The 21,537-nt window shown below is 61.8% G+C and carries 19 protein-coding genes; 8 read left to right on the top strand and 11 right to left on the bottom strand.

The features are described from left to right. Positions 1 to 80: 80 nt before the first annotated feature. Positions 81 to 464 carry a nitrite reductase small subunit NirD gene (gene nirD / locus NJC38_RS03750; RefSeq protein ID WP_253111686.1) on the bottom strand — a complete coding sequence of 128 codons (384 nt, stop codon included), beginning with the start codon at positions 462 to 464 and terminating at the stop codon, positions 81 to 83. Further along, a complete protein-coding gene (gene nirB, locus NJC38_RS03755) occupies positions 464 to 3,025 on the bottom strand; it encodes a nitrite reductase large subunit NirB (RefSeq protein WP_045492448.1) in 2,562 nt (853 codons plus the stop codon). The genes nirD and nirB overlap by 1 nt, the downstream gene beginning before the upstream one ends. A 378-nt stretch (positions 3,026 to 3,403) precedes the next feature. Between nirB and NJC38_RS03760 the strand changes: the two genes are divergently transcribed. After that, positions 3,404 to 3,919 (top strand): GNAT family N-acetyltransferase, encoded by a 516-nt coding sequence (locus NJC38_RS03760; RefSeq protein ID WP_253111687.1) that lies wholly within the window; start codon positions 3,404 to 3,406, stop codon positions 3,917 to 3,919. Then, positions 3,906 to 4,538: a hypothetical protein gene (locus tag NJC38_RS03765; RefSeq protein WP_253111688.1), complete on the top strand. Its 633-nt coding sequence runs from the start codon at positions 3,906 to 3,908 to the stop codon at positions 4,536 to 4,538. The genes NJC38_RS03760 and NJC38_RS03765 overlap by 14 nt, the downstream gene beginning before the upstream one ends. 168 nt (positions 4,539 to 4,706) lie before the next feature. On the opposite strand, the gene NJC38_RS03770 is transcribed toward NJC38_RS03765, so the two are convergent. From NJC38_RS03770 to antA, 4 genes are all read right to left on the bottom strand, one after another. Continuing rightward, positions 4,707 to 6,716, bottom strand: coding sequence for a U32 family peptidase (locus tag NJC38_RS03770; protein WP_253111689.1), 2,010 nt, complete (start codon positions 6,714 to 6,716; stop codon positions 4,707 to 4,709). A gap of 273 nt (positions 6,717 to 6,989) precedes the next feature. Further along, positions 6,990 to 8,015 (bottom strand): anthranilate 1,2-dioxygenase electron transfer component AntC, encoded by a 1,026-nt coding sequence (gene antC / locus NJC38_RS03775; protein WP_253111690.1) that lies wholly within the window; start codon positions 8,013 to 8,015, stop codon positions 6,990 to 6,992. 19 nt (positions 8,016 to 8,034) lie between these two features. Continuing rightward, on the bottom strand, positions 8,035 to 8,526 hold the full coding sequence (gene antB / locus NJC38_RS03780; RefSeq protein WP_045492437.1) for an anthranilate 1,2-dioxygenase small subunit: 492 nt from the start codon (positions 8,524 to 8,526) through the stop codon (positions 8,035 to 8,037). Between the two features lie 2 nt (positions 8,527 to 8,528). Continuing rightward, positions 8,529 to 9,929, bottom strand: a complete 1,401-nt coding sequence (gene antA / locus NJC38_RS03785) for an anthranilate 1,2-dioxygenase large subunit (RefSeq protein WP_253111691.1) — start codon at positions 9,927 to 9,929, stop codon at positions 8,529 to 8,531. Between the two features lie 559 nt (positions 9,930 to 10,488). Between antA and NJC38_RS03790 the strand changes: the two genes are divergently transcribed. Both NJC38_RS03790 and NJC38_RS03795 read left to right on the top strand, forming a co-directional pair. Next, positions 10,489 to 11,499 (top strand): AraC family transcriptional regulator, encoded by a 1,011-nt coding sequence (locus NJC38_RS03790; RefSeq protein ID WP_253111692.1) that lies wholly within the window; start codon positions 10,489 to 10,491, stop codon positions 11,497 to 11,499. 325 nt (positions 11,500 to 11,824) lie between these two features. Further along, positions 11,825 to 12,514, top strand: coding sequence for a helix-turn-helix domain-containing protein (locus NJC38_RS03795; RefSeq protein WP_045494983.1), 690 nt, complete (start codon positions 11,825 to 11,827; stop codon positions 12,512 to 12,514). A gap of 42 nt (positions 12,515 to 12,556) precedes the next feature. Here NJC38_RS03795 and NJC38_RS03800 read toward each other — a convergent pair whose 3' ends face one another. Beyond that, on the bottom strand, positions 12,557 to 13,885 hold the full coding sequence (locus NJC38_RS03800; protein ID WP_253111693.1) for an MFS transporter: 1,329 nt from the start codon (positions 13,883 to 13,885) through the stop codon (positions 12,557 to 12,559). Positions 13,886 to 13,968: 83 nt separating this feature from the next. Beyond that, on the bottom strand, positions 13,969 to 14,943 hold the full coding sequence (locus NJC38_RS03805) for a hydroxyacid dehydrogenase (protein ID WP_253111694.1): 975 nt from the start codon (positions 14,941 to 14,943) through the stop codon (positions 13,969 to 13,971). Positions 14,944 to 15,173: 230 nt separating this feature from the next. Here NJC38_RS03805 and NJC38_RS03810 point away from each other — a divergent pair, with 230 nt between their 5' ends. Further along, entirely contained in the window at positions 15,174 to 15,848 is a 675-nt protein-coding gene (locus NJC38_RS03810; protein WP_045492429.1) for an RraA family protein, read from the top strand. Here the strand turns inward: NJC38_RS03810 and NJC38_RS03815 are convergent. The 3 genes from NJC38_RS03815 to NJC38_RS03825 all read right to left on the bottom strand — a co-directional run bounded on the left by NJC38_RS03815 (position 15,845) and on the right by NJC38_RS03825 (position 18,558). After that, the gene (locus NJC38_RS03815) at positions 15,845 to 16,636 is read right to left on the bottom strand and encodes an ABC transporter ATP-binding protein (protein WP_253111695.1); all 792 of its coding nucleotides are present in this window, start codon (positions 16,634 to 16,636) and stop codon (positions 15,845 to 15,847) included. The genes NJC38_RS03810 and NJC38_RS03815 overlap by 4 nt on opposite strands. Continuing rightward, positions 16,633 to 17,655 (bottom strand): iron chelate uptake ABC transporter family permease subunit, encoded by a 1,023-nt coding sequence (locus NJC38_RS03820; RefSeq protein ID WP_045492425.1) that lies wholly within the window; start codon positions 17,653 to 17,655, stop codon positions 16,633 to 16,635. The genes NJC38_RS03815 and NJC38_RS03820 overlap by 4 nt, the downstream gene beginning before the upstream one ends. 177 nt (positions 17,656 to 17,832) lie before the next feature. Further along, positions 17,833 to 18,558: a FadR/GntR family transcriptional regulator gene (locus NJC38_RS03825; RefSeq protein WP_253111696.1), complete on the bottom strand. Its 726-nt coding sequence runs from the start codon at positions 18,556 to 18,558 to the stop codon at positions 17,833 to 17,835. 149 nt (positions 18,559 to 18,707) lie between these two features. Between NJC38_RS03825 and NJC38_RS03830 the strand changes: the two genes are divergently transcribed. From NJC38_RS03830 to NJC38_RS03840, 3 genes are all read left to right on the top strand, one after another. Further along, the gene (locus NJC38_RS03830) at positions 18,708 to 19,442 is read left to right on the top strand and encodes a FadR/GntR family transcriptional regulator (RefSeq protein WP_045494978.1); all 735 of its coding nucleotides are present in this window, start codon (positions 18,708 to 18,710) and stop codon (positions 19,440 to 19,442) included. A gap of 722 nt (positions 19,443 to 20,164) precedes the next feature. Then, positions 20,165 to 20,689, top strand: coding sequence for an RNA polymerase sigma factor (locus NJC38_RS03835; RefSeq protein WP_253111697.1), 525 nt, complete (start codon positions 20,165 to 20,167; stop codon positions 20,687 to 20,689). After that, a complete protein-coding gene (locus tag NJC38_RS03840; protein ID WP_253111698.1) occupies positions 20,686 to 21,525 on the top strand; it encodes a FecR family protein in 840 nt (279 codons plus the stop codon). The genes NJC38_RS03835 and NJC38_RS03840 overlap by 4 nt, the downstream gene beginning before the upstream one ends. The last annotated feature ends 12 nt before the right edge of the window (positions 21,526 to 21,537 follow it).

The following is a 21,537-nucleotide window of genomic DNA, read 5'->3' on the forward strand; positions in this document are numbered from 1 at the left end:
GTAGCGAATCTGAAAAACAAAGCGGCAGCCGGTCAATAAGATCCGGCTGCCGCTATTGTTTCAACTTGTTGGTTTATATATCAGCCTGGCAGGCCGATCTCTACCTGGCTGCCATTGATTCGTACCGGCCAGACATCCAGCCGCTGCTCGGGGTACTCCAGGCAACTGCCGTCTTGCAGGCGAAAGTGCTGTTTATAAAGCGGCGAGGCAATGACCAGGTCGTCGCCCAGTTTGCCAAGCAGGCCACGGCCGATCACGTTGGCCCCGGATTTCGGGTCACGGTTGCCCACGGCGTACAATGGCTGTTCATTGCCAGGCAAATAGAACAGCGCCACTTGGCAATCATTGACCCAGGCCACTACGCCAGAGTTGGCGACCAGGTCCTGATGCTGGCAGAGGTTATGCCAGTGCAGGGTCGCCGTGGCTTGGGGACGTTCGGCAAATGCCACGTTGGTTTGGCTCATTACACCACCTCCTTGAACAGGGGAATCAGCTTGAGTTCATCGGCTCGCGCCGGGCGGCGCTGTTCACGTTCACGCACGAAATGCACATCCGGGTCGCTGCGCTTGTCGTTGACGAAGGTACGGAAACGCTTGAGTTTTTCCGGGTCCTTCAGGGCATTGGCCCACTCGCATTCGTAACGGTCGACGACCAGTTGCATCTGCGATTCCAGCTCGGCCGCCAGGCCCAGGCTGTCATCGATGATCACCGCCTTGAGATAATCCAGGCCGCCTTCGAGCGATTCGCGCCATACCGAGGTGCGTTGCAGCTTGTCGGCGGTGCGTATGTAGAGCATCAGGAAGCGGTCGATGTAACGGATCAGGGTCTCGTCATCCAGATCGGTGGCGAACAGCTCGGCATGCCGTGGACGCATGCCGCCGTTGCCGGAGACATACAGGTTCCAGCCGTTCTCGGTGGCGATGATCCCGACGTCCTTGCTCTGCGCCTCGGCGCATTCACGGGTGCAGCCCGACACCGCAAACTTGAGCTTGTGCGGCGAGCGCAGGCCCTTGTAACGATCCTCGATGCGCAACGCCATGGCCACGCTGTCCTGCACGCCGTAGCGGCACCAGGTGCTGCCCACGCAGGATTTCACCGTGCGGGTCGACTTGCCGTAGGCATGCCCGGTTTCGAAACCGGCCTCGATCAGCTCGCCCCAGATCTCTGGCAATTCGTGCAACTGCGCACCAAACAGGTCGATCCGCTGACCGCCGGTGATCTTGGTGTACAGGTCATATTTCTTGGCCACCGCGCCGATGGCGATCAGGCCGTCCGGGGTGATTTCGCCACCTGGAATACGCGGCACCACCGAGTAGGTGCCGTTCTTCTGCATGTTGGCCATAAAGGTGTCGTTGGTGTCCTGCAGCGGAATCAGCAGCGGGTCGGTGATCGGCCGGTTCCAGCATGACGCCAGGATCGAGCCGACCGCCGGCTTGCAGATGTCGCAGCCGTGTTCACCCTTGCCATGGCGATGCAGCAGTTCTTCGAAACTCTCGATGTTCTCCACCCGCACGATCGAGTACAGCTCCTGGCGGGTATAGGCGAAATGCTCGCACAGGCTCTTGTCGACACTGACACCGCGAGCGATCAGCTCATGCTCGAAGACCTGCTTGAGCAAGGCCGCACAGCCGCCGCAGCCGGTAGCGGCCTTGGTGCAGGCCTTGATGCCGGCCAGGTCAGTGCAACCTTCGTCGATGGCCGCGCAGATCGAGCCCTTGCTGACGTTGTGGCAGGAACAGATGGTCGCGGTGGCGGGCAGCGCATCGGCACCGAGCGCCGGCGCGCCTTCACTGTGCGGCAGGATCAGGCTGGCCGGGTCTTCAGGCAGGGCGATGCCGTTCTGTGCATATTGCAGCAGGGTGTCGTAGTAGCTGTTGTCGCCGACCAGTACCGCACCGAGCACGTGCTTGCGGTCGGCGGACACCACCAGCCGACGATAGCTGGCGGTGGCTTCATCGATATAGCGGTAACTCACTGCCCCGGCCAGTGCGCCATGGGCGTCGCCGATCGAGCCGACGTCCACGCCCAGCAATTTGAGCTTGGTCGACATATCGGCGCCGAAGAACGACTCGGCATCCTGCTCGCACAACTGCGCGGCGACGCTGCGGGCCATTTGATAACCCGGCGCAACCAGACCGAACACGCTGCCGTTCCACGAGGCACATTCACCGATGGCGAAGATATCGGCATCGCTGGTGCGGCAATGTTCGTCGATCGCTACGCCGCCACGCGGGCCCAGGTCCAGTTCGCATTGGCGGGCCAGGGCATCCTGCGGGCGGATACCGGCGGAGAACACAATCAGGTCGGTTTCCAGAAACTCGTCGCCTGCAAAGTTCATCCGGTAGCGGTATTGGTTGCCGGCGCTGATTGATTGGGTGGCGCGTGACAGATGCACACCAACGCCCAGCGCTTCGATGCGCGCCTTGAGCGCCGCGCCACCGAGCTCGTCAAGCTGCACCGGCATCAGGCGTGGCGCGAATTCCACCACGTGGGCTTCCAGACCCAGGGATTTGAGGGCGTTGGCAGCTTCCAGACCGAGCAGGCCGCCGCCGACCACCACGCCGCGCCGCGCCTGATTGGCGGCGGCGCGAATGGTGTCCAGGTCGTCCAGGGTGCGGTACACCAGTTTCGAGTGACCGCTGGCGCCTTCGATCGGCGGTACAAATGGATAAGAGCCGGTGGCCAGTACCAGTTTGTCGTAAGCGAAACTGCCCTGGGCGGTGATCACCTCACGGCGCACGCGGTCAATTTCCAGCACCGGGACACCGAGGTGCAAGGTGAGGCCGGGTTGCTCGTAGAGGGCCGCGTCGCTCATCGCCAGCGATTCGGCATCGCGGCCGCTGAAGTATTCGGACAGATGCACGCGGTCATAGGCGCGCTGCTGCTCCTCACCGAAGACATGGATGCGATAGCGCTCAAGGGCACCGCCCGCAATCAACTGCTCGACGCAATGATGACCGACCATGCCGTTACCGACGACGATCAGGGTTTGTACATCGTTGTGAGGCAAGACTGTGGTGTTCATAGCAAATCCCGGCCTAGGCCAATCAGGTTTCGTGAAGCAAAAAAAAAGCGCCCGGAACCGTGAGGTTCCAGGCGCCTTTGCCTGTTCTGGTTATGAGGTGCTACCCAGGCGACGTTGCCGGATGTACCTTTAAGCCCGTTGATCTGCGTCGACTGCAAGGGGCTGCCCGACCTGCGTGGGTGGGCTTGCCAGAGTTAATGCAGGGCTTGTGCCAGATTGCCGAAAGCTCCGTGGCATGCGGGGATTTCGGGTTTTTCAGGCTGCGCGTTGGCTTAATGGTGCATTCAAATGGTGCGGGTTGTTCCAGGTTGGAGCAGTCGGGCGGCGTAGCCAGCCCCGATCGACTACCATGCGACTTTGCCCAATCAGACGAGCACCATGTCAGCACTGGCCATCCCGATCACCGCTGCCGCCCACGCCGATATCCCTGCCACCCTTGCATTCGTGATGCGGGCCAGAGCGCAGATCTTCCCGATGCTCGACCCGGCCGCCATGCCCGCCGACCTGGCCGGGTTCGAACAGGTTTATATTGATGGCCCGGACGGTCATTTTCTGATCGCTCGTGCGGATGAGCAGATCGTCGCTGCTATCGGCTACCTGCCTTACGATCACCGCTTTGCGCAACTGGACTATCAAGGGCGTCGGACCGTGGAGATTGTCCGCCTGTTCGTCGAGCCGGCGTTTCGCAGCGCTGGCCTGGCGAGCCGTTTGTTCCGGGCGCTGAGCGAGCATGCGCAGCAGCAGGGCGTCGAGGTGCTGTACCTGCATACCCATCCGTTCCTGGCTGGCGCCATTGCTTTCTGGGAAAAGCACGGTTTCACCATCACCGATGTGGAAGACGATCCGCTCTGGCACACCACCCATATGGAGAAAGCGCTGGATGAACGCCCCTGACCTCGACCTGCAACGCTGGCAGTCGCTGTGGCAGCGGCTGGGCGTGCAGCCGCCGCAGGACGCTTTCGAGCACTTGCAGCGGTTGTACGCCGGGCCCGCCCGGCATTACCACAGCGCCGCGCATATCGACGCCATGCTGCAAACCTTCGACACGCTGCGCGATCATGCCCAGGCCCCGGAACTGCTGGAGCTTGCCATCTGGTACCACGACGCAATCTACGACCCCAGCCGCCAAGACAACGAATCGCGCAGTGCCGAGCTGGCGAGCCAGGTGCTAAAGGCCAGCGGGCTGGGTACACAGGTGCAGACTGTGCATGAGCTGATCATGGCCACCGACCATCGTCAGCCTGCAACCAGCGCCGACCAGCGCCTGCTGGTGGATATCGATTTGTCGATTCTTGCTGCGACACCCAGCGAGTACAGCGCCTACGCAAAAGCTGTGCGCCTTGAATACGGTTGCTTTCCCGATGCGCTGTATGTGCCGGGGAGGGTGGCGGTGTTGAAGAAGTTTCTGCAGCGGCCAGTGATTTTCACCAGCCCCGCAGGACAGGCCCGCTGGGAAGCGCGGGCCAGAGAAAACATCCAGGCCGAGATCGACGGCTTACAGGAGCAATGCTGATCAGTTCAGGGTGACGCGGGCCCGGTTGGCCCTTACCCGGTTATGGCCTGAAATAAGGTGGGAACGAGCTTGCTCGTGAAAGGGCCAGGCCAGACAAAACATGTCCAGCGCCTGACCCTTAGCCTTCATCGGAGTGCCGCCCACACTAAGGTCGTTACCGACATTTCATCAATGCGGCGCCTGGGGTGGGCGCTTGGCGGTCTTGAGCAGTTCTTCGGGGCTGATGTGGCCGACGATGCCTGCCTTCTTGCTGCCAGGCTGCGGCAGGTCAAGGATGTGGCTTTTCATCTTGCCGATGATGTGCATCTCGCACGGTTTGCAGTCGAATTTCAGGGTCAGTACTTCGTCACCCTGAATCAGTTGCATCGGCGCGACCTTGGTGCGTACGCCAGTGACGCCTTTGGCCTGTTTCGGGCACAGGTTGAACGAGAAGCGCAGGCAGTGCTTGGTGATCATCACCGGCACTTCACCGGGTTCTTCGTGCGCCTCGTAGGCCGCGTCGATTAGCTTCACACCGTGACGATGGTAGAAGTCGCGGGCCTTCTGGTTATACACGTTGGCCAGGAACGACAGGTGCGACTCGGGGTAGACCGGCGGCGGGTTGGTCTCGGCCTTGCGTGCGCCACGCGGATGGGCAGCCACACGGGCGGCATCCAGCGCTTCGATGGCTTCGCGGCGCAGCGCCTTGAGTTGCGAGTTGGGGATGAAGAACGCCTGCGGCGCGTCGAGCTTCACATCCTGGGCGTGATAGATCGTGGTGCCCAGTTGGGTCAGCAGGTCGCGCAACTGCTCCAGCGCCTGTTCCGGTTTATTGGCTGCGCCGAACGGGCCGTCGAGGCTGACCGCGACCTGTACGCCTTCTTCGCTGGTGGCTTCCAGGCTCAGACGCTGTTCGCGCAGCACGGCATTCCAGCGGATCCCGATGCGCCGCTCGGCCGAGGTCTTGAGCAGTGCTTGCTGCCAGTTATGGTCGAGGTTGCGGCTCAGCGGGTGATTAGGGCGCAGGCGCGACAGCGCGGCTGGCATCTCGTTGGGCTCGACCCGGTAGCGCCAGCGCTTCTCGCCGTCTTCTTCGAACTCGCCTTTGAGCTCGGCGATGTTGGCACGGAACCCCACCACTTCACGTTTGACCAGCACGTTCAGACCATCACCGTTGGACAGTGGCTCGTGAGTCACGGCGATCAGGTCGCGCTTGTTGACCTTCTCCACGTTACCCACCAACAGACCGGTGAAGGTCGGCGAGTCAAAGGCGCCGATGTCGATCTTGCGCTCGGTGACGAAGTAGTCAGTGCTGCCGCGGTGGAAGGTCTTGTCCGGGTCCGGTACGAAGAAATGCGCGGTGTGGCCGCTGGAGGCGCGGGCCAGGTCGGGGCGTTCAGTGAGGATCGCGTCGAGCATCTGGCGGTAGTGAGCGGTGATGTTCTTCACATAGCTCACGTCCTTGTAGCGGCCTTCGATCTTGAACGAGCGCACACCGGCTTCGACCAGCGCGCGCAGGTTGGCGCTCTGGTTATTGTCTTTCATCGACAGCAAGTGTTTGTCGAAGGCCACCACGCGGCCTTGATCGTCTTTGAGGGTGTAGGGCAGGCGGCAGGCCTGGGAGCAGTCCCCACGGTTGGCGCTGCGGCCGTTCTGCGCCTGGGAAATGTTGCACTGCCCGGAGAACGCCACGCACAGCGCGCCATGGATAAAGAACTCGATGGATGCGTCAGTGTTGTCGGCAATTTCGCGGATCTGGCCCAGATCCAGTTCGCGGGCCAGAACCAGTTGCGAGAACCCGGCCTGATCGAGGAACTTCGCCCGCTCCAGCGTGCGGATGTCGGTCTGGGTACTGGCGTGCAGCTCGATGGGCGGGATGTCCAGCTCCATCACGCCCAGGTCCTGGACGATCAGCGCATCGACACCGGCATCGTATAACTGGTGGATCAGCTTGCGCGCCGGTTCCAGCTCGTCGTCATGCAGGATGGTGTTGAGGGTGGTGAAAATCCGTGCGTGATAGCGGCGGGCGAACTTCACCAGTTCGGCGATTTCACTGACCTCGTTGCAGGCGTTGTGCCGTGCGCCGAAGCTCGGCCCGCCAATGTAGACGGCATCGGCGCCGTGCAGGATGGCTTCGCGGGCGATGCTCACATCGCGGGCGGGGCTGAGCAGTTCCAGGTGGTGCTTGGGTAAAGACATGACGGGTGGAGTCCGGCGCAGGGCAAAACGCGCATTGTAGTGGCACGCAGGCCGGACTGCACCCTTTGCCGGTCGGATAGCTGCTGGATCGCAGCCAATGGCGTCTTTATGCGAGTGGTTATCATTATTGTGGTGTTGTTTGCCGCCTGTGGATAGGCAGCGCCGCATTGCTGCTGCCTGGTGGTTGTTGTTGGTGGGCAGTGGTCAAACGTGGTGCCGATTCGGTGGTGCAGCCGGCGGGTCTGGCGCCGCCGGTCTGGGCTCAGGTCTGGTTCAGGTGTTGCTCTCGGTGAATTTCTCGAAATACAGATGGCCGTTGTCCAAGGCATTCTCGTCTAGCCAGGTCTTGACTGACTCAACCATCGGCGGTGGGCCGCACAGGTACATGTCGAACGCTGACTCGCGCAGTGCAGCAGCGTCGAAGTGCTCGGCCAGATAACCGCGCCGGCCCGGCCAGACCTCGCCGGCCTCGCTGAGCACAGGAATGAAACTGAAGCCTGGAATGCGCTCGGCATACGCCTCGATGCGCGCCAGTTCACACAGATCAGCCTGCTGACGCACGCCGTAATACAGCGTTACCGGCTGGCCGCAGCCGCCACGCTCAGCGAGTTGGTCGAGCATGCCGAGAAACGCCGACAGCCCGGTGCCACCGGCCACCATCACCAGCGGGCGTTCGATCTGGCGCAGGTAAAACGTACCCAGCGGCGCTTCAAAGTGAATTTCGTCGCCGACCTGGCAGCGTTCGCGGATGTAATTGCTCATCACCCCGTCAGGCAGCAGGCGGATCAGAAACTGTAAGCGGTTGTTCGCGTTGGGCTGGCTGGCGAATGAGTACGAGCGCCAGGCCTGGCTGCCGGGAATCTGCAGACGGGCGTACTGACCGGGCAGGAAGTCCAGGGTTCGGCCGTCCATGTCGGCGTCCAGATGCAGGATCGCGGTGCTGGCCGAGACCTGCTCGACGTGGCTCACCACCGCACGTTCCTGCACCTGCTTTGCGGCGCTGCACAAACTGGAGTCGAAATCGAAGTAAAATGACGCATCGGACTGCACCCGGGTCTGGCAGGTCAGTACCTTGCGTTGTTCCAGGTCGCGGGCTGACAGCGCTTCTTCATCGACGTAATCAAGGCTGTACTGGCCGGATTCGCAGCGGCCCATGCAGGTCGCGCACACGCCTTCGCGGCAGTCTAGCGGGATATTGATACCGTTGCGCAGCGCGGCATCGAGCAGGATTTCATTGCCCTGCACCGGGAAAAACAGGGTTTTGCCATCGGCAAAACTGAACGCGACTTTGTGGCTCATGATTCGGGCATCCGCGTCATCAGAGATGGTAGAAATCGAGCACCGAGTTAATGGTGTCGTTGAGCAGCACCACGTGTTTGCGGGTGATCTGGAAGCTGTCGGCCACAGGTTTCAGGTGATAGGTGGCGTGACCGAAAAACTGCTCGCTCTGGCCCAGGCGGTGATACAGGGTGTGCCAGTTGAGCCTGACCTGCAGTTGCCCGCCGGGTTGCTCGGCGATCCGGATATTGCTGATGTTGTGCAAGGTGCGCGGCATCGGCACGGTCGACGCGGCCTTGCCGGTACGGATACGAAACACCCGGTCTTCCAGACCCGAACGGTTGGCGTAGTAGATCAGCGACATGGCCTTTTTCGGGTCGCTGGTATAGCTGTGTTCGGACTCCCACTGCGGCAGGTGGAATTCGCTGTCCTCACTGAACAGCGCCAGGTAGGCGTCCCAGTCCTGGGCGTCGCACAGCTCGGATTTACGGAAGAAAAACTGCTCGATCTGGTAATGCAATTGCGGATTCATGTTCACACCTCGCGCAGTTTCAAAGCGTCTTGTTCGCAGGCTTGCTTGTCCAGACCTTCAAGCAGAAAGCGCTGCCAGTTGTTGTGCTGGTTGACGTACAGGCCCTCGTGGGTGAATTCGGTGCCGGTCAGCACCGGCTGGATGCCGATTGCTTCACTGTTGGCGGTCGGACCTTCAACCCATTTGCCGTGGCCGCGGGAAATATCGCTCCAGCGTTCCAGGCGCGCCTGGAAGCCGCGCTGGGCTTCACGGAACTCCACCAGGTCATCCGGCGTGCCCATGCCCGAGACGTTGAAAAAGTCTTCGAATTGACGAATCCGGCTCTCGCGATCGGCGTCGGATTCGCCTTTGACGCCGATGCACTGGCTGATGATCTCGGTCTTGTTCCAGGCCACTGGGCGTACGATGCGCAACTGCGAGCTGATCTGGTCCATGAAGAACAGACTTGGGTAGATGTTCAGGTTGCGCAGACGGTGCATCATCCACTCGGCTTTGGCCTGGCCGTAGGCCTCGACCAGACGTGGCATCACCGTGGCGTAGCCGGGGCGCACTGTGGGGTTGGGCATGTCGCTGAACAGCAGGCTGTGGCCGTTATGAAACGAGAACCAGCCGTCGTCGGTCTGCGCATCGCCGGCGCCGAGCTTGCTGTAGTCCAGGGTGCTGCTGGCGTTGCCTTTTTCGGCGTTGACCTGCTGGCGGTGCTGCACGGTGGCCACGTAGTTGTAGTGCACGGTGCTGACGTGATAACCGTCCAGGCCGTTCTCGTTCTGCAGCTTCCAGTTGCCGTCATAACTGTAGGTCGATTTGCCCGGCAGCACTTCCAGCTCACCGGTCGGCGACTGGGCGACCATCATGTCGAAGAACACCTTTGAATCGCCGAGGAAATCCTCCAGGCTGCCTGTGCCCTGAGCGTCGAGACTGATAAACACAAAGCCCTTGTAGCTTTCGATGCGTGCCTTTTTCAGGCCGCGGGTGGCCTTGTCGAAGCCTTCCGGGTACTCGCCGGGCGCCTTGACCTTCACCAGCCGGCCGTCGCTCTTGTAGCACCAGGCATGGAACGGGCAGGTGAAGGTGCTCTGGTTGCCCTTCATCACCCGGGTCAGGGTGGTGCCGCGGTGCTGGCAGGCGTTGATCAGCGCGTGCAACTGACCTTCACCGTCACGGGTGATGATCATCGGCTGGCGGCCGGCGCGCATGGTCATGAAGTCGTGCTTGTTGGCGATCTCGCTCTCGTGGCAGGCGTAGATCCAGTTCTTCTCGAAGATCAGCTCCATCTCCAGGTCGAACAACTCCGGCTCCGTGAACATGTCACGGGCGATGCGGAACACGCCCTCTACGGGGCGAAAATCCAGGCAGCCATTGATGAAGGCTTTCCACTGGTCGACGCTTCTTGTCTGGTTCATTGCGGTGTACCTGTCACATCGGGCGATTCGGCTGGGGTGGTTCAGGCCCCTCGGTTGGGACCATTTAACGAATCAGCGCGGTACAGGGTCTATCCGCTTAGTGCACGAACGCAGGCCATAAAATTTGTGCGGCAAATGGATATCGGGCGGGTGCGAATAGCACCGAATCTACGGGTTGTTCAGGCCGGTTTGTCGGCGATTGCTAGCCGTAAAATCAGCAGTTGCCAGTCGGCCGCAGGGCGGCGGTAACAGTGCTGTGTCGGTCTTACCCATTTGCCAGTGAGCGGGCGTCTCGGGTCGGCGCTGCACGCTGTTGCAGCGCGAAAGCCACGGCGTGCTGCCCTATGGCGCAGCAACGGCTCTAACGCGGGGGCCTGGAAAAGCCCTGGAGGTTTTGCGATCAGGCGGGCCTATCCGCAATGTTGGCGAACATTATCCGAATAGTCAGTTATGGTTAGAACAGCACTGCCCGTGGCCTGGGCCTTGCATCGCTTGCATCAAAGAAACGCCAGACGTGCCGCAGAGCGCGCATCAGAAAAACAAGCCTGAGAGTGCCGTGATGAATCCGAAGCCTGAATCACAGTTACGTGATATCCATGCCGATCATTTCGATCTTGCCGGGGCCCGTTCTTGGATGTCGAACATCTGCGGGCCGCATCAACTGGTCGCCAGCCGGCCAGGGCGCATCCAGTTCCGCCACAGCGCCAGCGTACTGCGTTCGATGTCCACCACCCTGGGGATCATCGAGTACGGCACCGACGTCACCGTCGGCATCGCCGACCCGGACAGCTTCAACAGCTTCAGCATCAGCCTGCCGCTCAGTGGTGAGCAGGAGCTGCTCAAGGCCGGTGAACGGCTGCATTCGGACCGTGAGTACGGCCTGATCGTCGCCCCCAACGAGAGCCAGGAGCTGAACATCACGGGTGACTGCCGCAAGTTGCAGGTGGTGATCAGCCGCGCAGCGATGCACAAGACGCTGGAAGACATGCTGCAGCGGCCGCTTCATGAAGCGCTGCGCTTCAGCGCCCGGATGGACGCGGTCAACGGCGCGACCGCTTCCTGGTGGCGAATGGCCCGGCACTTCATCGATGAAATGGAACTCGGTGATCTGTATAGCCAGCCGCTGTTCAGCCGCGACCTGGAAAGCGCGCTGGTCAAAGGCCTGATCCTCTCGCAGCCGAACAACTATTCAGCGCAACTGCGTGAAAACCTGGAAGTGCGCCTGCCGCACTACCTGATCCGCGCCCGCGACTACATCCACGCCCATGCCCGCGACGAACTGCATCTGGAGCACATCGAGGCGGCATCCGGGGTGTCACGCTTCAAACTGTTCGAGGCGTTCCGCCGACACTTCGAACTCTCGCCCATGGCCTACCTGAAAAAATACCGCCTCAGCGCCGTACGCCAGGAACTGCTGGAAAACCGTGTATCACGCAACATCTCGGTCATCGCCATGGAATGGGGCTTCAGCCACCTGGGCCGGTTCTCCAGCGAATACCGCAAACTGTTCAACGAAACCCCGACCATGACCCGGCAGCGGGTTGAACAACAGAGGTTTGGAGCGCATTGAGCTGAGGGTAGAGCCGACGGATATTGATTAACCGCTACCGCTGCTTTTGCCCTTCGAGCCGAGATGGCACAGACACGCGACGATTGGCGCCGGAGCGAGGCAATCGCGCCCTCAAGGGCGGGGCGAAACCCGCAGTCCAGACAACCGCGGCAATGATCCATGCACCCATCGCAAGATCTTCGCGGCTTTCTTCGCGGCTAAAGCCGCTCCTACGGCAATGGCCAAAGCCACACCGACGATGGCGGTGATACGCCGCATGACGGATAATCCCCGCCAAAATTGCCCCGTGCTGGACTGCCGGGTCACAAGAATCGAGGTGTGCAAGATGGTAAAAGTCAAACCGCGTCCGGCGGTCAGCGGGGTCGCATCGGCCGACCGGGTATTGACCGTGCTGACGGCCTTTCGCATCGGGGATGGCGCATTGAGCCTGGTCGAGCTCGCCGACCGCACCGCACTGAACAAAAGCACCATCATGCGCCTGATGGTGTCACTGGAAACCCACGGTCTGATCAACCGCATGGCCGACGGCCGCTATCAACTGGCCAGTGAAGTCATGCGCCTGAATGCGGTGTATCAGGACGCCCTGGACCTGGAGCGGCACATCATGCCGCTGCTGCACCAGTTGACCGACGCCATCGGCGAAACCACATCCTTCTACGTACGCCACGGCGCGTATCGCTTGTGCCAGTACCGGGTCAATTCACCGCATCGCCTGCGCATGCAACTGCAACCGGGCGACATGCGGCCGATGGACAACGCGGCCGGCGCTCAAGCGCTGCGCACACCGTTCGAGAAAGGCGCTGCGCTGGAGGTGGCATTCTACTCCTGCGGCATGACCGACCCGCATGCAGCCTCCATGGCCTTGCCGATCTACGACGCTCAACATGAAATTGTTGGCGCCCTGGTGGTCTCCGGCCCGGCCAGCCGGCTGACCGAAGACTATGCACGCACGGTGCAGGGGCAGTTACATGAAGCGGCCCAGACCCTGATGCGCAGTCTGGGTTGCAAGGGCTGATCGCGAGCAGCGCCGACAGCGGCTGCTCGCTGTTGCGCTTGACTAATGGCTGGTGGCTGTCTTGTCCTGGGCAGCCGCTTCGGCCTGACGCTTGCGGCCCATGACCACCACCAGGAATGCACCCACCGCGCACAGCGCCGCCAGTGGCATCAGTGCCAGCGAGTGGCTGCCGCTCGCGTCATGGATCGCGCCGTAGACGTTGACCATGATGCCGCCACCGATCAGGTTGGCCATTGCGCCGATGGCCGCCAGGCCCGCTGCCGCCGTCGATGACGACAACCAGCCCGACGCCAGCGCCCAGAACGGGCCTTTCATCGAGTAGGCACCGATCAGTACCAGGCTCAACATCAACACGGTCAAGGCCAGGTTGGTGGTGAACAGGGTCATCAACAAGCCGACCGAGATCAGCAGCAGGGTGCACGCGGTGTGCCAGCGACGCTCGCCGGAGCGGTCCGAGCTGCGGCCCCAGACGATCATCAGAATCGACGCCAGGCCATAAGGAATGGCGTTGACCAGGCCGACTTCCATGGACGTCAGGCCGAACGACTTGAGCAGTTGCGGACCCCATACGCTAAGGGTGCTGCCGGCTGCCGAAGCACCGGAATAGATCAGCGCCATGACCCAGATGTCCTTGTGGCGCAGCAGTTTCCACAGCGACATGTGGCCGATGGCTTTTTTTCCGGCGTTCTCTTGCGCGATCCGCTGGACCAGCCAGTTGCGCTGCTCGTCAGTCAGCCATTTGGCCTGCTCGGGTTTATCGGTCAGCACGAACAGGCAGGCGATGCCCAGCAGCACGGCCGGAATACCTTCGAGGATGAACAGCCAATGCCAGCCGCGCATGCCCAGCCAGCCATCGAGGCTCAGCAACAGGCCTGACAGCGGTGAGCCGATGAAGTTGGCGGCCGGAATCGCCACCATGAACAGCGCAACCATGCGCCCGCGATACGCCGATGGCAGCCAGTAGGTGAGGTACAGCAACACGCCGGGAAAGAAGCCCGCTTCGGCGGCGCCGAGCAGAAAACGCATCACGTACAGTGAGTTGGCGCCCTGAACAAAGGCGGTGCCGGCCGAGATCAGGCCCCAGGTGATCATGATCCGGGCGATCCAGATCCTGGCGCCGAACTTTTGCATGGCCAGGTTGCTGGGCACTTCAACCAGGAAGTAGGCGAAGAAGAACAGGCTGCTGGCGAAACCGAACACCTTGGCGGACAGCGCCAGGTCTTCGTTCATCTGCAGCGCGGCCATGCCGATGTTGCCGCGGTCGATGATCGCGATCAGGTAGCAAACGATCAGGAAGGGCAGGATGCGCCAGGCAACCCGGCGCATGGTTGAGCGTTCAAGCTCGCTTGGCGAATCAGTGGCTGAGGTCATGGGGCTCTCCGCTGTTGTTTTTATGGAGTATCACGGGCGCTCCCTGGCATCGGCCGTCAGGAGCGCATTAACGCTGTGGGTAATCAGTTGTCAAGCAGGTGACGGTTGACCACCGCACGTGGCTCGGGCGCGCTGCCGTTCCACAGGCCGATAATCTGTTGCAGGGCCAGCAGGCCGACCCGGTCACGTGCCTCGGTGGTATTGGCACCCACGTGCGGGGTGACCACGACGTTCGGCAGGCCGAACAGTGCGCTGTCGGCTGGCAATGGCTCGGGGTGGAAGGTGTCCAGGCCGGCGCCGCCAATCTGCCGCTCGCTGAGGGCCTGGATCAGTGCCTCGGTATCGATCAGCTCACCACGGGCGGTGTTGATCAACAGGCTTGCGGGGCGCATGCGCTTGAATTGATCGGCGCCGAACAGCTTGCGATTGTGGTCAGTCAGCGGGCAGTGCAGGCTGATGATGTCGCAATCTTGCAGCAGGCGATCGAAGTCTTCCTCGCGTTCGACATGTTCGCGCTCGGGCAACTGTTTGAGGAAGGGGTCATAGACCTTGACCTTGATGCGCAGCGGTGCAACCAGGTCCATCAGGATCCCGCCGATCGAACCCAGGCCCACCAGGCCGAGGGTCTTGCCGAACAGCTCCACGCCGTTGGCTGTGGTTTTGTCCCAATGACCGTCGCGCATCCGCGCATCGAGCAGCGCGGTCTGGCGCGCCACGCTGAACATCAGGGCAAAGGCATGCTCGGCCACCGATTGCGCATTGGCGCCCAGCGCGATGGTGACCGGCACCTGGTTGTCGGCCGCTGCCTGGATATCGATGGTGTCGTAGCCCACGCCGTGCTTGGCAATGATCGACAGCTTGCTCGACGCTTCGATCATTTCGCGGGTCAGTTTGCCCTGGCGAACAATGATTGCATCCGGCTGTTCGGCGCGGATCACCGCGAGCAGTTCGTCGGCGGCATACGGCGTGGTCGGGATCACTCTGACGCCATGGGCGGCAGCGTGGTTCATGGCTTCGGCAGTGAGTGCCGGGCCGGTCAGCACAATGGTACGGGTCATGGTTACACCTTGTTGTTGTCGGTGTCTTGAGACGCTGCCAGTGGGCAACGGTCGGACGATGAATACCCTAACACAATAGAACATCGTTTCAATATTGCCTATTTCGGTCTTTTTTAAGCTCGATATTCTGCTTTTATCACTATTGAAATATAAAAAATGAAATGCCATTCTGAAAATAGCTTCGCTTGCCCGCGGAGATTCCCTTACAAGACCAACAGAGGAACATCAGAATGAGCATTGGATTCAGAGTGCTGGAGCAGGCCCGCAAAGTCAGTGCCGAATGGGTTGAGCGCTATCGCGAGGTGCCGGTTGCCAATGTCAGCGATTCGATGAACCGCATGACAGCCGGTGGCGCCAGACTGCGCCCCATGCACCGCGAAGGCGTGCTGGCCGGTCCTGCGCTGACCGTCAAGGCGCGGCCGGGCGATAACCTGATGCTGCATTACGCAATCGACATCGCCCAGCCAGGCGACGTGATCGTTGTCGATGCCGGCGGCGATCTGAGCAACGCATTGATCGGTGAAATGATGGTGGCCTACGCGGTCAAGCGCGGTGTGGCGGGTATCGTGATCAACGGTGCGATTCGTGACGCAGGCGCCATCGGTGCCGGTGATTTCCCGATGTTCGCTGCCGGTATCTCGCACCGCGGTCCTTACAAGGATGGGCCGGGCGAAATCAACGTGCCGATTGCCATCGACGGCATGGTGATCGAGGCCGGTGACCTGGTGATCGGTGATGAAGACGGCCTGCTGTGTGTACCTTACGACCAGGTCGCTGAGGTCTACGAGCGTGCGGCGGCCAAACACGGTGCCGAGCAAAAACAGCTGGAGCAGATTGCCGAGGGCACCAATGACCGTTCCTGGGTGATCGAAAGCCTGAAGAAGAAGGGCTGCCAACTGCCTTAAAGCGGGCGCAAACGCAGGATCTGGCTGCCGTCCAGCGGGTCGGTCAGCCAGTGGCCCTGCACGCCAAAGGCGCTGCGCAGGCGTTCCGGGGTCAACACGTCAAGTGGTTTGCCCAGCGCCACCAGCCGTCCGTTGTGGAGCAGGGCCAGGCGGTCGCATTCCAGAGCCTGATTCAGGTCGTGCAGGGCGATCACGGTGGTCAGCGACAAGCGCTTGACCCGCCCGAGAATATTGAGCTGATGCTGGATGTCCAGATGATTGGTCGGCTCATCCAGTAGCAGCACTTGCGGTTGCTGGGCCAGGGCACGGGCGATATGCGTGCGCTGGCGTTCACCGCCGGACAGCGTCTGCCACTGGCGGCCGGCCAGATGCAGCAGGTCTACATCGGTCATCGCTTGCTGGACGATTCGTTGGTCATCAGCCCCCCAGGGTTGCAGTGCCGACAGCCAGGGCGTTCGTCCCAGTTCCACGACATCGCGCACCGTAATGTGGTCGGCGGTTTGCGCCTGTTGCTCGACCACCGCCAAGCGCTGGGCAACGTTGCGTCGTCCCAGCTTCTGCAGCGGCTCGCCGCCCAGCTGCACGTCGCCAGCTGACGCCGCCTGGATGCCGGACAACAGCTTGAGCAGAGTCGATTTTCCCGAGCCGTTGGGGCCGACCAAGCCCAGGGTCTCTCCCGGTATCACACTGAGGCTGACCTCCTGCAACAGCAGCTGGCCCTTGATGCCATAGCTCAGCGCCGTGCAGCTCAGCGCCGGGGTGTCCAGTGGTGTGGAAAAGGCGTTCATCGTGAGCGGTTGCCGCGAATCAGAATCAGCGCAAAAACCGGTGCGCCGATCAGTGCGGTAATGACCCCGATGGGCAGGGTCTGGCCCTTGATCAGGGTACGCGACAGGACATCGGCGGCAATCAGAAACAACGCCCCGCACAAGGCGCTGAGCGGTATCAGCCGGGCGTGGCGCACGCCAACCAGCATGCGTATGGCGTGGGGAATCACCAGGCCGACGAAGCCAATCGAGCCGACGATCGAGACCATCACCGCGGTCACCAGCGCCGCGCAGCCAATCAGCATGATCTGTACCCGCCGTACCGCAATGCCCAGCGAGGCCGCCGAGTCGCTGCCGAACATGAACGCATCCAGCGCCCGCCGATGCCAGACGCAGACCAGCAACCCGACCAGCACCACCGGCACCGCCAGGGCCACCGAGTGCCAGCGTACGCCGCTGAGATTGCCCAGCAGCCAGAACATGATGCCGCGGGCCTGCTCGGAACTGGCCGACTTGGTGATCATGAACGAGGTCAGCGCATTGAAAAGCTGAGAGCCGGCGATCCCGGCAAGAATGATATGACTGGCAGCCGCAGCGCCTTGTGAGGCGCGAGCCAGCAACGCGACCATGGCGAAGGCGGCCATGGCGCCGACAAATGCGCCGGCCGACAGTGAAATGGCCCCGGCACCGATACCGAGCAGGGCAACCAGCACTGCGCCGGTCGAGGCGCCAGCGGAAATACCCAGCAAGTAGGGCTCGGCCAGCGGGTTGCGCAGCAGCGACTGCAATACCACCCCGGAGATAGCCAGCCCGGCACCGCAGGCCGCGGCGACAATCGCACGGGTCAGGCGGTAGTTCCAGATGATCCCTTCATCGATGGGGTCCACCGGGTAACCGGCATTCCACAGCTTGTTGGCCAGAATCTGACTGACCACCTCGGGGCTGATGCGGGTTTCGCCAATCGCGGCACCGGCAATCACGGCTGCCAGCAACAACGCGCTGACCCAGAGGACATGCAGCGCCAGAATCGACAGCCTCATTGGCACGAATCAGCGCAGCTGGCGACAGGGTGTGGGTAGCTCATACGTACAGACACACAGAGGGGGAGGGCAGGGACATGGCCTTTGCGCAGGCAGCCAGACGACTGCCGGTCAGCCTTGGCTGAACCGGCGGGCTGGCATGGTAAACGATCTGCCAGTGAGTGGCTAATGGGCAGCCTAATGTTTGCCCGACACCCGCAGCAGGCCGTTGCGCAAATGCAGGCGCATCGCGGCCCTGGCGGCTTCCGGGTCTTGCAGGGCAATGGCGCTGTAGATCTGCTCTTGCTCGCGGGTCTGGGCGCCGGGGTCGCCGCTGTCAGCCGCGACCGGCAGATTGCCGAAACCGACGCCGACACGTGGCAGGGTACTGCTGCCCAGCTGGTTCATCACATCAATGAAAAAGCTGTTGTCGGTGCACAGCGCGATGCTGCGATGAAACTCATGGTCGGCCTTTACCGTGTCTGCGCCACGCGCGGCGCAGTTCTGCAGGTCGCTGAGCGCCTGTTCGATGTTCGCCAGCTGTTCGGTGCTGCGCCGCCGGGCAGCGAGCGCGGCGGCTTCAGGCTCCAGGCTCAGGCGCAGTTCAAGAATGGCGGTCGCATCCTGAGGGCTGCCGGCGGCCTGTGGTGGCGCGTCGGCCAGCGCGCTGCGCGGGGCAGTGGCATCGACCACGAACGTGCCAATACCGTGGCGGGTTTCTACCAGCCCTTCGGCCTGCAAGCGTGCCATGGCTTCGCGCACTACCGTGCGGCTGACCCCGTTTTCGCGGGTGAGGACTTGCTCGGTAGGCAGCTTTTCGCCGCTCTGGATCTCGCCTTCGCGGATTTTGCGGGAAAACTCGGCAACCAGTTGCTGGGTCAGGTTTTTCTTGCGCTGCCCTGGAGGCGAAGAAGAGTGGTCCATGTCTATGGGTCGGATCCTGTAGGGGAGCGGATTATAACCGCACTGATGAGGTATTTTAGCTAAATGAAGGACCGGTGGTCTGACGACCTTTTCACATGTTTGCCAGCATGCCGGCCTATACTCGCGCATTCGACAAAAACGAGGCTGCAATGTCCGACAACCTCCTGATCTCGCAAAAGAACCATCGCCGTCTGGCCGAAAGCCTGGTAGACCGCTTCGCCCAGCGGATGCGCAGCGGCGAACTGCAGCGTGGGGAAAAGCTGCCCGCCGAAGTCCACATCATGCAGGCCGAAGGTGTCAGTCGCACGGTGGTGCGTGATGCCCTGTCGCGCCTGCAGGCCGCCGGGCTGGTCGAAACCCGCCACGGGGTCGGGACCTTTGTGCTGGACATGCCGGCCCCGGAAGGTTTCAGCGTGGGGCCGGCGACCATCGCCACCCTGGCAGACGTACTCAACCTTCTGGAGTTTCGCCTCAGCCTTGAAGTCGAAGCCGCCGGCATGGCTGCCGAGCGGCGCAGCCCCGAGGACCTGCAGGAGCTCAAACGCGCCTTCGACGCCTTGCTCGAAGGTCCGGAGAAATCCGGCAGCACCATCAATGCCGACTTCCAGTTCCATCTGAAAATCGCCAAGGCCAGCGGCAATGTTTACCTGATCGACATCATGAAGCACCTGGGCACCAAGCTGATTCCGCGAACCCGGATGAACTCCGCCTACACCGGGCAAAGTGACCGGCGTGCCTACCTGCAGGGGATCAACGATGAGCATCGGCAAATCTTTGATGCGATCGCCAACAGCGATGCCGATGCCGCCCGTGCGGCGATGTACCTGCATTTGAACAACAGCCGCATGAGGCTGCGCAGGACTCAGGCGCAGTACGCGCCTTAAGCGGCTGCACGCCACGCCGGACAGGGCAGGCTGCTGCTGGTGGTGGTGCTGGAGGGTGCCTCTAAAAACCTGGGCGAGGCAGCCAGCGCAGCGATGGCGCGCGTAGCGCCGCAGGCGTCCAGCCAGCAGGTAGTTTTTAGAGGTGCCATGGGTAAAGCGAGCAAAAACAGCCTGGACAGCGTCGCCACTACTGATCCGCTGTGACGGGTGCGAGGAGGCACCCGACTGCTCGAAAAGGAAACAGGTCCACGTGAGACGAGCCGGGGCCGCGCAGGAGCGATCGCGAGTACAGGCGTGACGCTGCGATAAATGCATTGCTCGATGTAGATGCGGGTGAGGGGCATGGTGGCCTGCTTGTAATTATTGGGGGCCTTGCAACGTAAGTTGTCATACAACGTGGGCCGATTATTCGGGCCTGGAAGGGGGTATGTCAACCCATGTTGTGTGATGACATTTGTAATAATCTATTTTTTCTCGTTGTGAATATGCTTTTTTCGCCGCTGACGCAGAGAAAAAGGGATAAAAACCTCGCAATTGTATGATGACTTCTAGCGCTAAAAGGCTCTGGCGCGGCCTTCGAGCCCGTCGGGCTGCGCCTTGGCTCATCAGAGCCAGCGCGCCGTGCCAGGTTTTGCAGTGGCAATTACAAATCGCGACTAAAGCTTCAATTGAAAAGAGTTCTCACTTATATTTGCGAGCCGTTCACTGCGTGGCTTGCGATTGTGTCCCGTACACCGACCCCATCGACTCTGGTTGCCTGGCTGGTTCATCACTATGACGATCTGGTGGATTCGCTGCGCCGCCGTTTCGGTGACCGGCATGCGGCGCGTGAAGTGGTCCATGATGTGTGCCTGCAACTGCTCGAAGCGCCAGAAAAGGACGGGGTCAAAGTGCCCTTGGCGTTGTTGCGCAAGATCACCCATGACCGCGCTGTCAGCCACTACCGCAGCGAGCGCCGGCGCCAGGCGTGGGTCGACGACCAGGCGCAGTTGCCCGACATTCACAGCCAGGCGCCAGGGCCGGAGCGTCACCATGCGGCAGGTGTCGAACTGGAACAGTTATGCGCGGCCATCGAACGCTTGCCGCTGCGTTGCCAGCAGGTGTTCGTGATGCACAAACTCCATGAGCTGTCGCAGCAGGAAGTGGCCGAGCGGATGGGGATCTCCGTCAAGGCGGTGGAAAAGCATCTCAAGGTGGGCATGCGCAAGTGCCTGCAATGGCTGGACCAGACGAGTGCCTCTTCATGACCCGAGCCGTTTCGCAACACACTGAACCGACGGCTGCCGAGCACGCCATCGCCCGCCACCGCGAGCAACTCAAACAGCGTTTCCCGCTGCCTTCGCCGGTGAAGAAAAACCTCCGGCCGGCGCCCGCCACCCTTGGCATCGGCTTGATGATCCTCGGTCTGGCCGCCGGTCTGTGGTGGCTGGACCCGGCCTATCGCACCGAGCAGTACGCCACTGCCCGTGGCCAGTTGCAGCGCCTGGCACTGGCCGATGGCAGCGTCGTGACCCTTGATGGCGCCAGCCAGGTCACGGTGGGCTGGCATCTGCGCAGCCGCCGTGTGCAGCTGCTGGCCGGTCAGGCGCTGTTCGAGGTCGCGCCGGCCACCTACCGGCCATTCCAGACACAGGCCGGTGCCGCGCAGATCAGCGTGCTGGGCACCCGTTACAACGTCAGCCGGCATGGCGATGATGCGCGTGTCAGCGTTGAGCAGGGCAAGGTCAGGGTGGCAGGTGCAGACAGCGCCGTGGCTCTGGTGGCGGGCCAGCAGGTGCTGGTCAGCCATGGCCGGGTCACCGCACCCGGCGCAGTCGATGTCCAGGGCGTTGGCGCCTGGACTGACGGCCGGTTGGTGTTTGATCGCACGCCGCTGGGCGAAGTGCTCGATGCCATTGAACGCCACACTGGCCAGCCAATTGCGCTTGGCGACCCGGGCCTGGCGCCACTGCCGGTCACCGGCAGCTTCGATAGCCAACGGCTGGACTACCTGCTGAGCCTGCTGCCCAAGGTCCTGCCGGTCGAGCTGAGCCGCGCCGCCGATGGCTCGCCAGTGCTGAACCGCCGCGCTGTGAAAAAATAAATAAGCCGCAGG

The sequence above is a fragment of the Pseudomonas sp. 21LCFQ010 genome, from assembly GCF_024129905.1.
GTDB lineage: Bacteria > Pseudomonadota > Gammaproteobacteria > Pseudomonadales > Pseudomonadaceae > Aquipseudomonas.

What these genes read in the sequence shown, in the direction of transcription:
- nirD (WP_253111686.1), bottom strand. Translation starts at nt 464, where the DNA reads ATGAGCCAAACCAACGTGGCATTTGCCGAACGTCCCCAAGCCACGGCG.
- nirB (WP_045492448.1), bottom strand. Translation starts at nt 3,025, where the DNA reads ATGAACACCACAGTCTTGCCTCACAACGATGTACAAACCCTGATCGTC.
- NJC38_RS03760 (WP_253111687.1), top strand. Translation starts at nt 3,404, where the DNA reads ATGTCAGCACTGGCCATCCCGATCACCGCTGCCGCCCACGCCGATATC.
- NJC38_RS03765 (WP_253111688.1), top strand. Translation starts at nt 3,906, where the DNA reads ATGAACGCCCCTGACCTCGACCTGCAACGCTGGCAGTCGCTGTGGCAG.
- NJC38_RS03770 (WP_253111689.1), bottom strand. Translation starts at nt 6,716, where the DNA reads ATGTCTTTACCCAAGCACCACCTGGAACTGCTCAGCCCCGCCCGCGAT.
- antC (WP_253111690.1), bottom strand. Translation starts at nt 8,015, where the DNA reads ATGAGCCACAAAGTCGCGTTCAGTTTTGCCGATGGCAAAACCCTGTTT.
- antB (WP_045492437.1), bottom strand. Translation starts at nt 8,526, where the DNA reads ATGAATCCGCAATTGCATTACCAGATCGAGCAGTTTTTCTTCCGTAAA.
- antA (WP_253111691.1), bottom strand. Translation starts at nt 9,929, where the DNA reads ATGAACCAGACAAGAAGCGTCGACCAGTGGAAAGCCTTCATCAATGGC.
- NJC38_RS03790 (WP_253111692.1), top strand. Translation starts at nt 10,489, where the DNA reads ATGAATCCGAAGCCTGAATCACAGTTACGTGATATCCATGCCGATCAT.
- NJC38_RS03795 (WP_045494983.1), top strand. Translation starts at nt 11,825, where the DNA reads ATGGTAAAAGTCAAACCGCGTCCGGCGGTCAGCGGGGTCGCATCGGCC.
- NJC38_RS03800 (WP_253111693.1), bottom strand. Translation starts at nt 13,885, where the DNA reads ATGACCTCAGCCACTGATTCGCCAAGCGAGCTTGAACGCTCAACCATG.
- NJC38_RS03805 (WP_253111694.1), bottom strand. Translation starts at nt 14,943, where the DNA reads ATGACCCGTACCATTGTGCTGACCGGCCCGGCACTCACTGCCGAAGCC.
- NJC38_RS03810 (WP_045492429.1), top strand. Translation starts at nt 15,174, where the DNA reads ATGAGCATTGGATTCAGAGTGCTGGAGCAGGCCCGCAAAGTCAGTGCC.
- NJC38_RS03815 (WP_253111695.1), bottom strand. Translation starts at nt 16,636, where the DNA reads ATGAACGCCTTTTCCACACCACTGGACACCCCGGCGCTGAGCTGCACG.
- NJC38_RS03820 (WP_045492425.1), bottom strand. Translation starts at nt 17,655, where the DNA reads ATGAGGCTGTCGATTCTGGCGCTGCATGTCCTCTGGGTCAGCGCGTTG.
- NJC38_RS03825 (WP_253111696.1), bottom strand. Translation starts at nt 18,558, where the DNA reads ATGGACCACTCTTCTTCGCCTCCAGGGCAGCGCAAGAAAAACCTGACC.
- NJC38_RS03830 (WP_045494978.1), top strand. Translation starts at nt 18,708, where the DNA reads ATGTCCGACAACCTCCTGATCTCGCAAAAGAACCATCGCCGTCTGGCC.
- NJC38_RS03840 (WP_253111698.1), top strand. Translation starts at nt 20,686, where the DNA reads ATGACCCGAGCCGTTTCGCAACACACTGAACCGACGGCTGCCGAGCAC.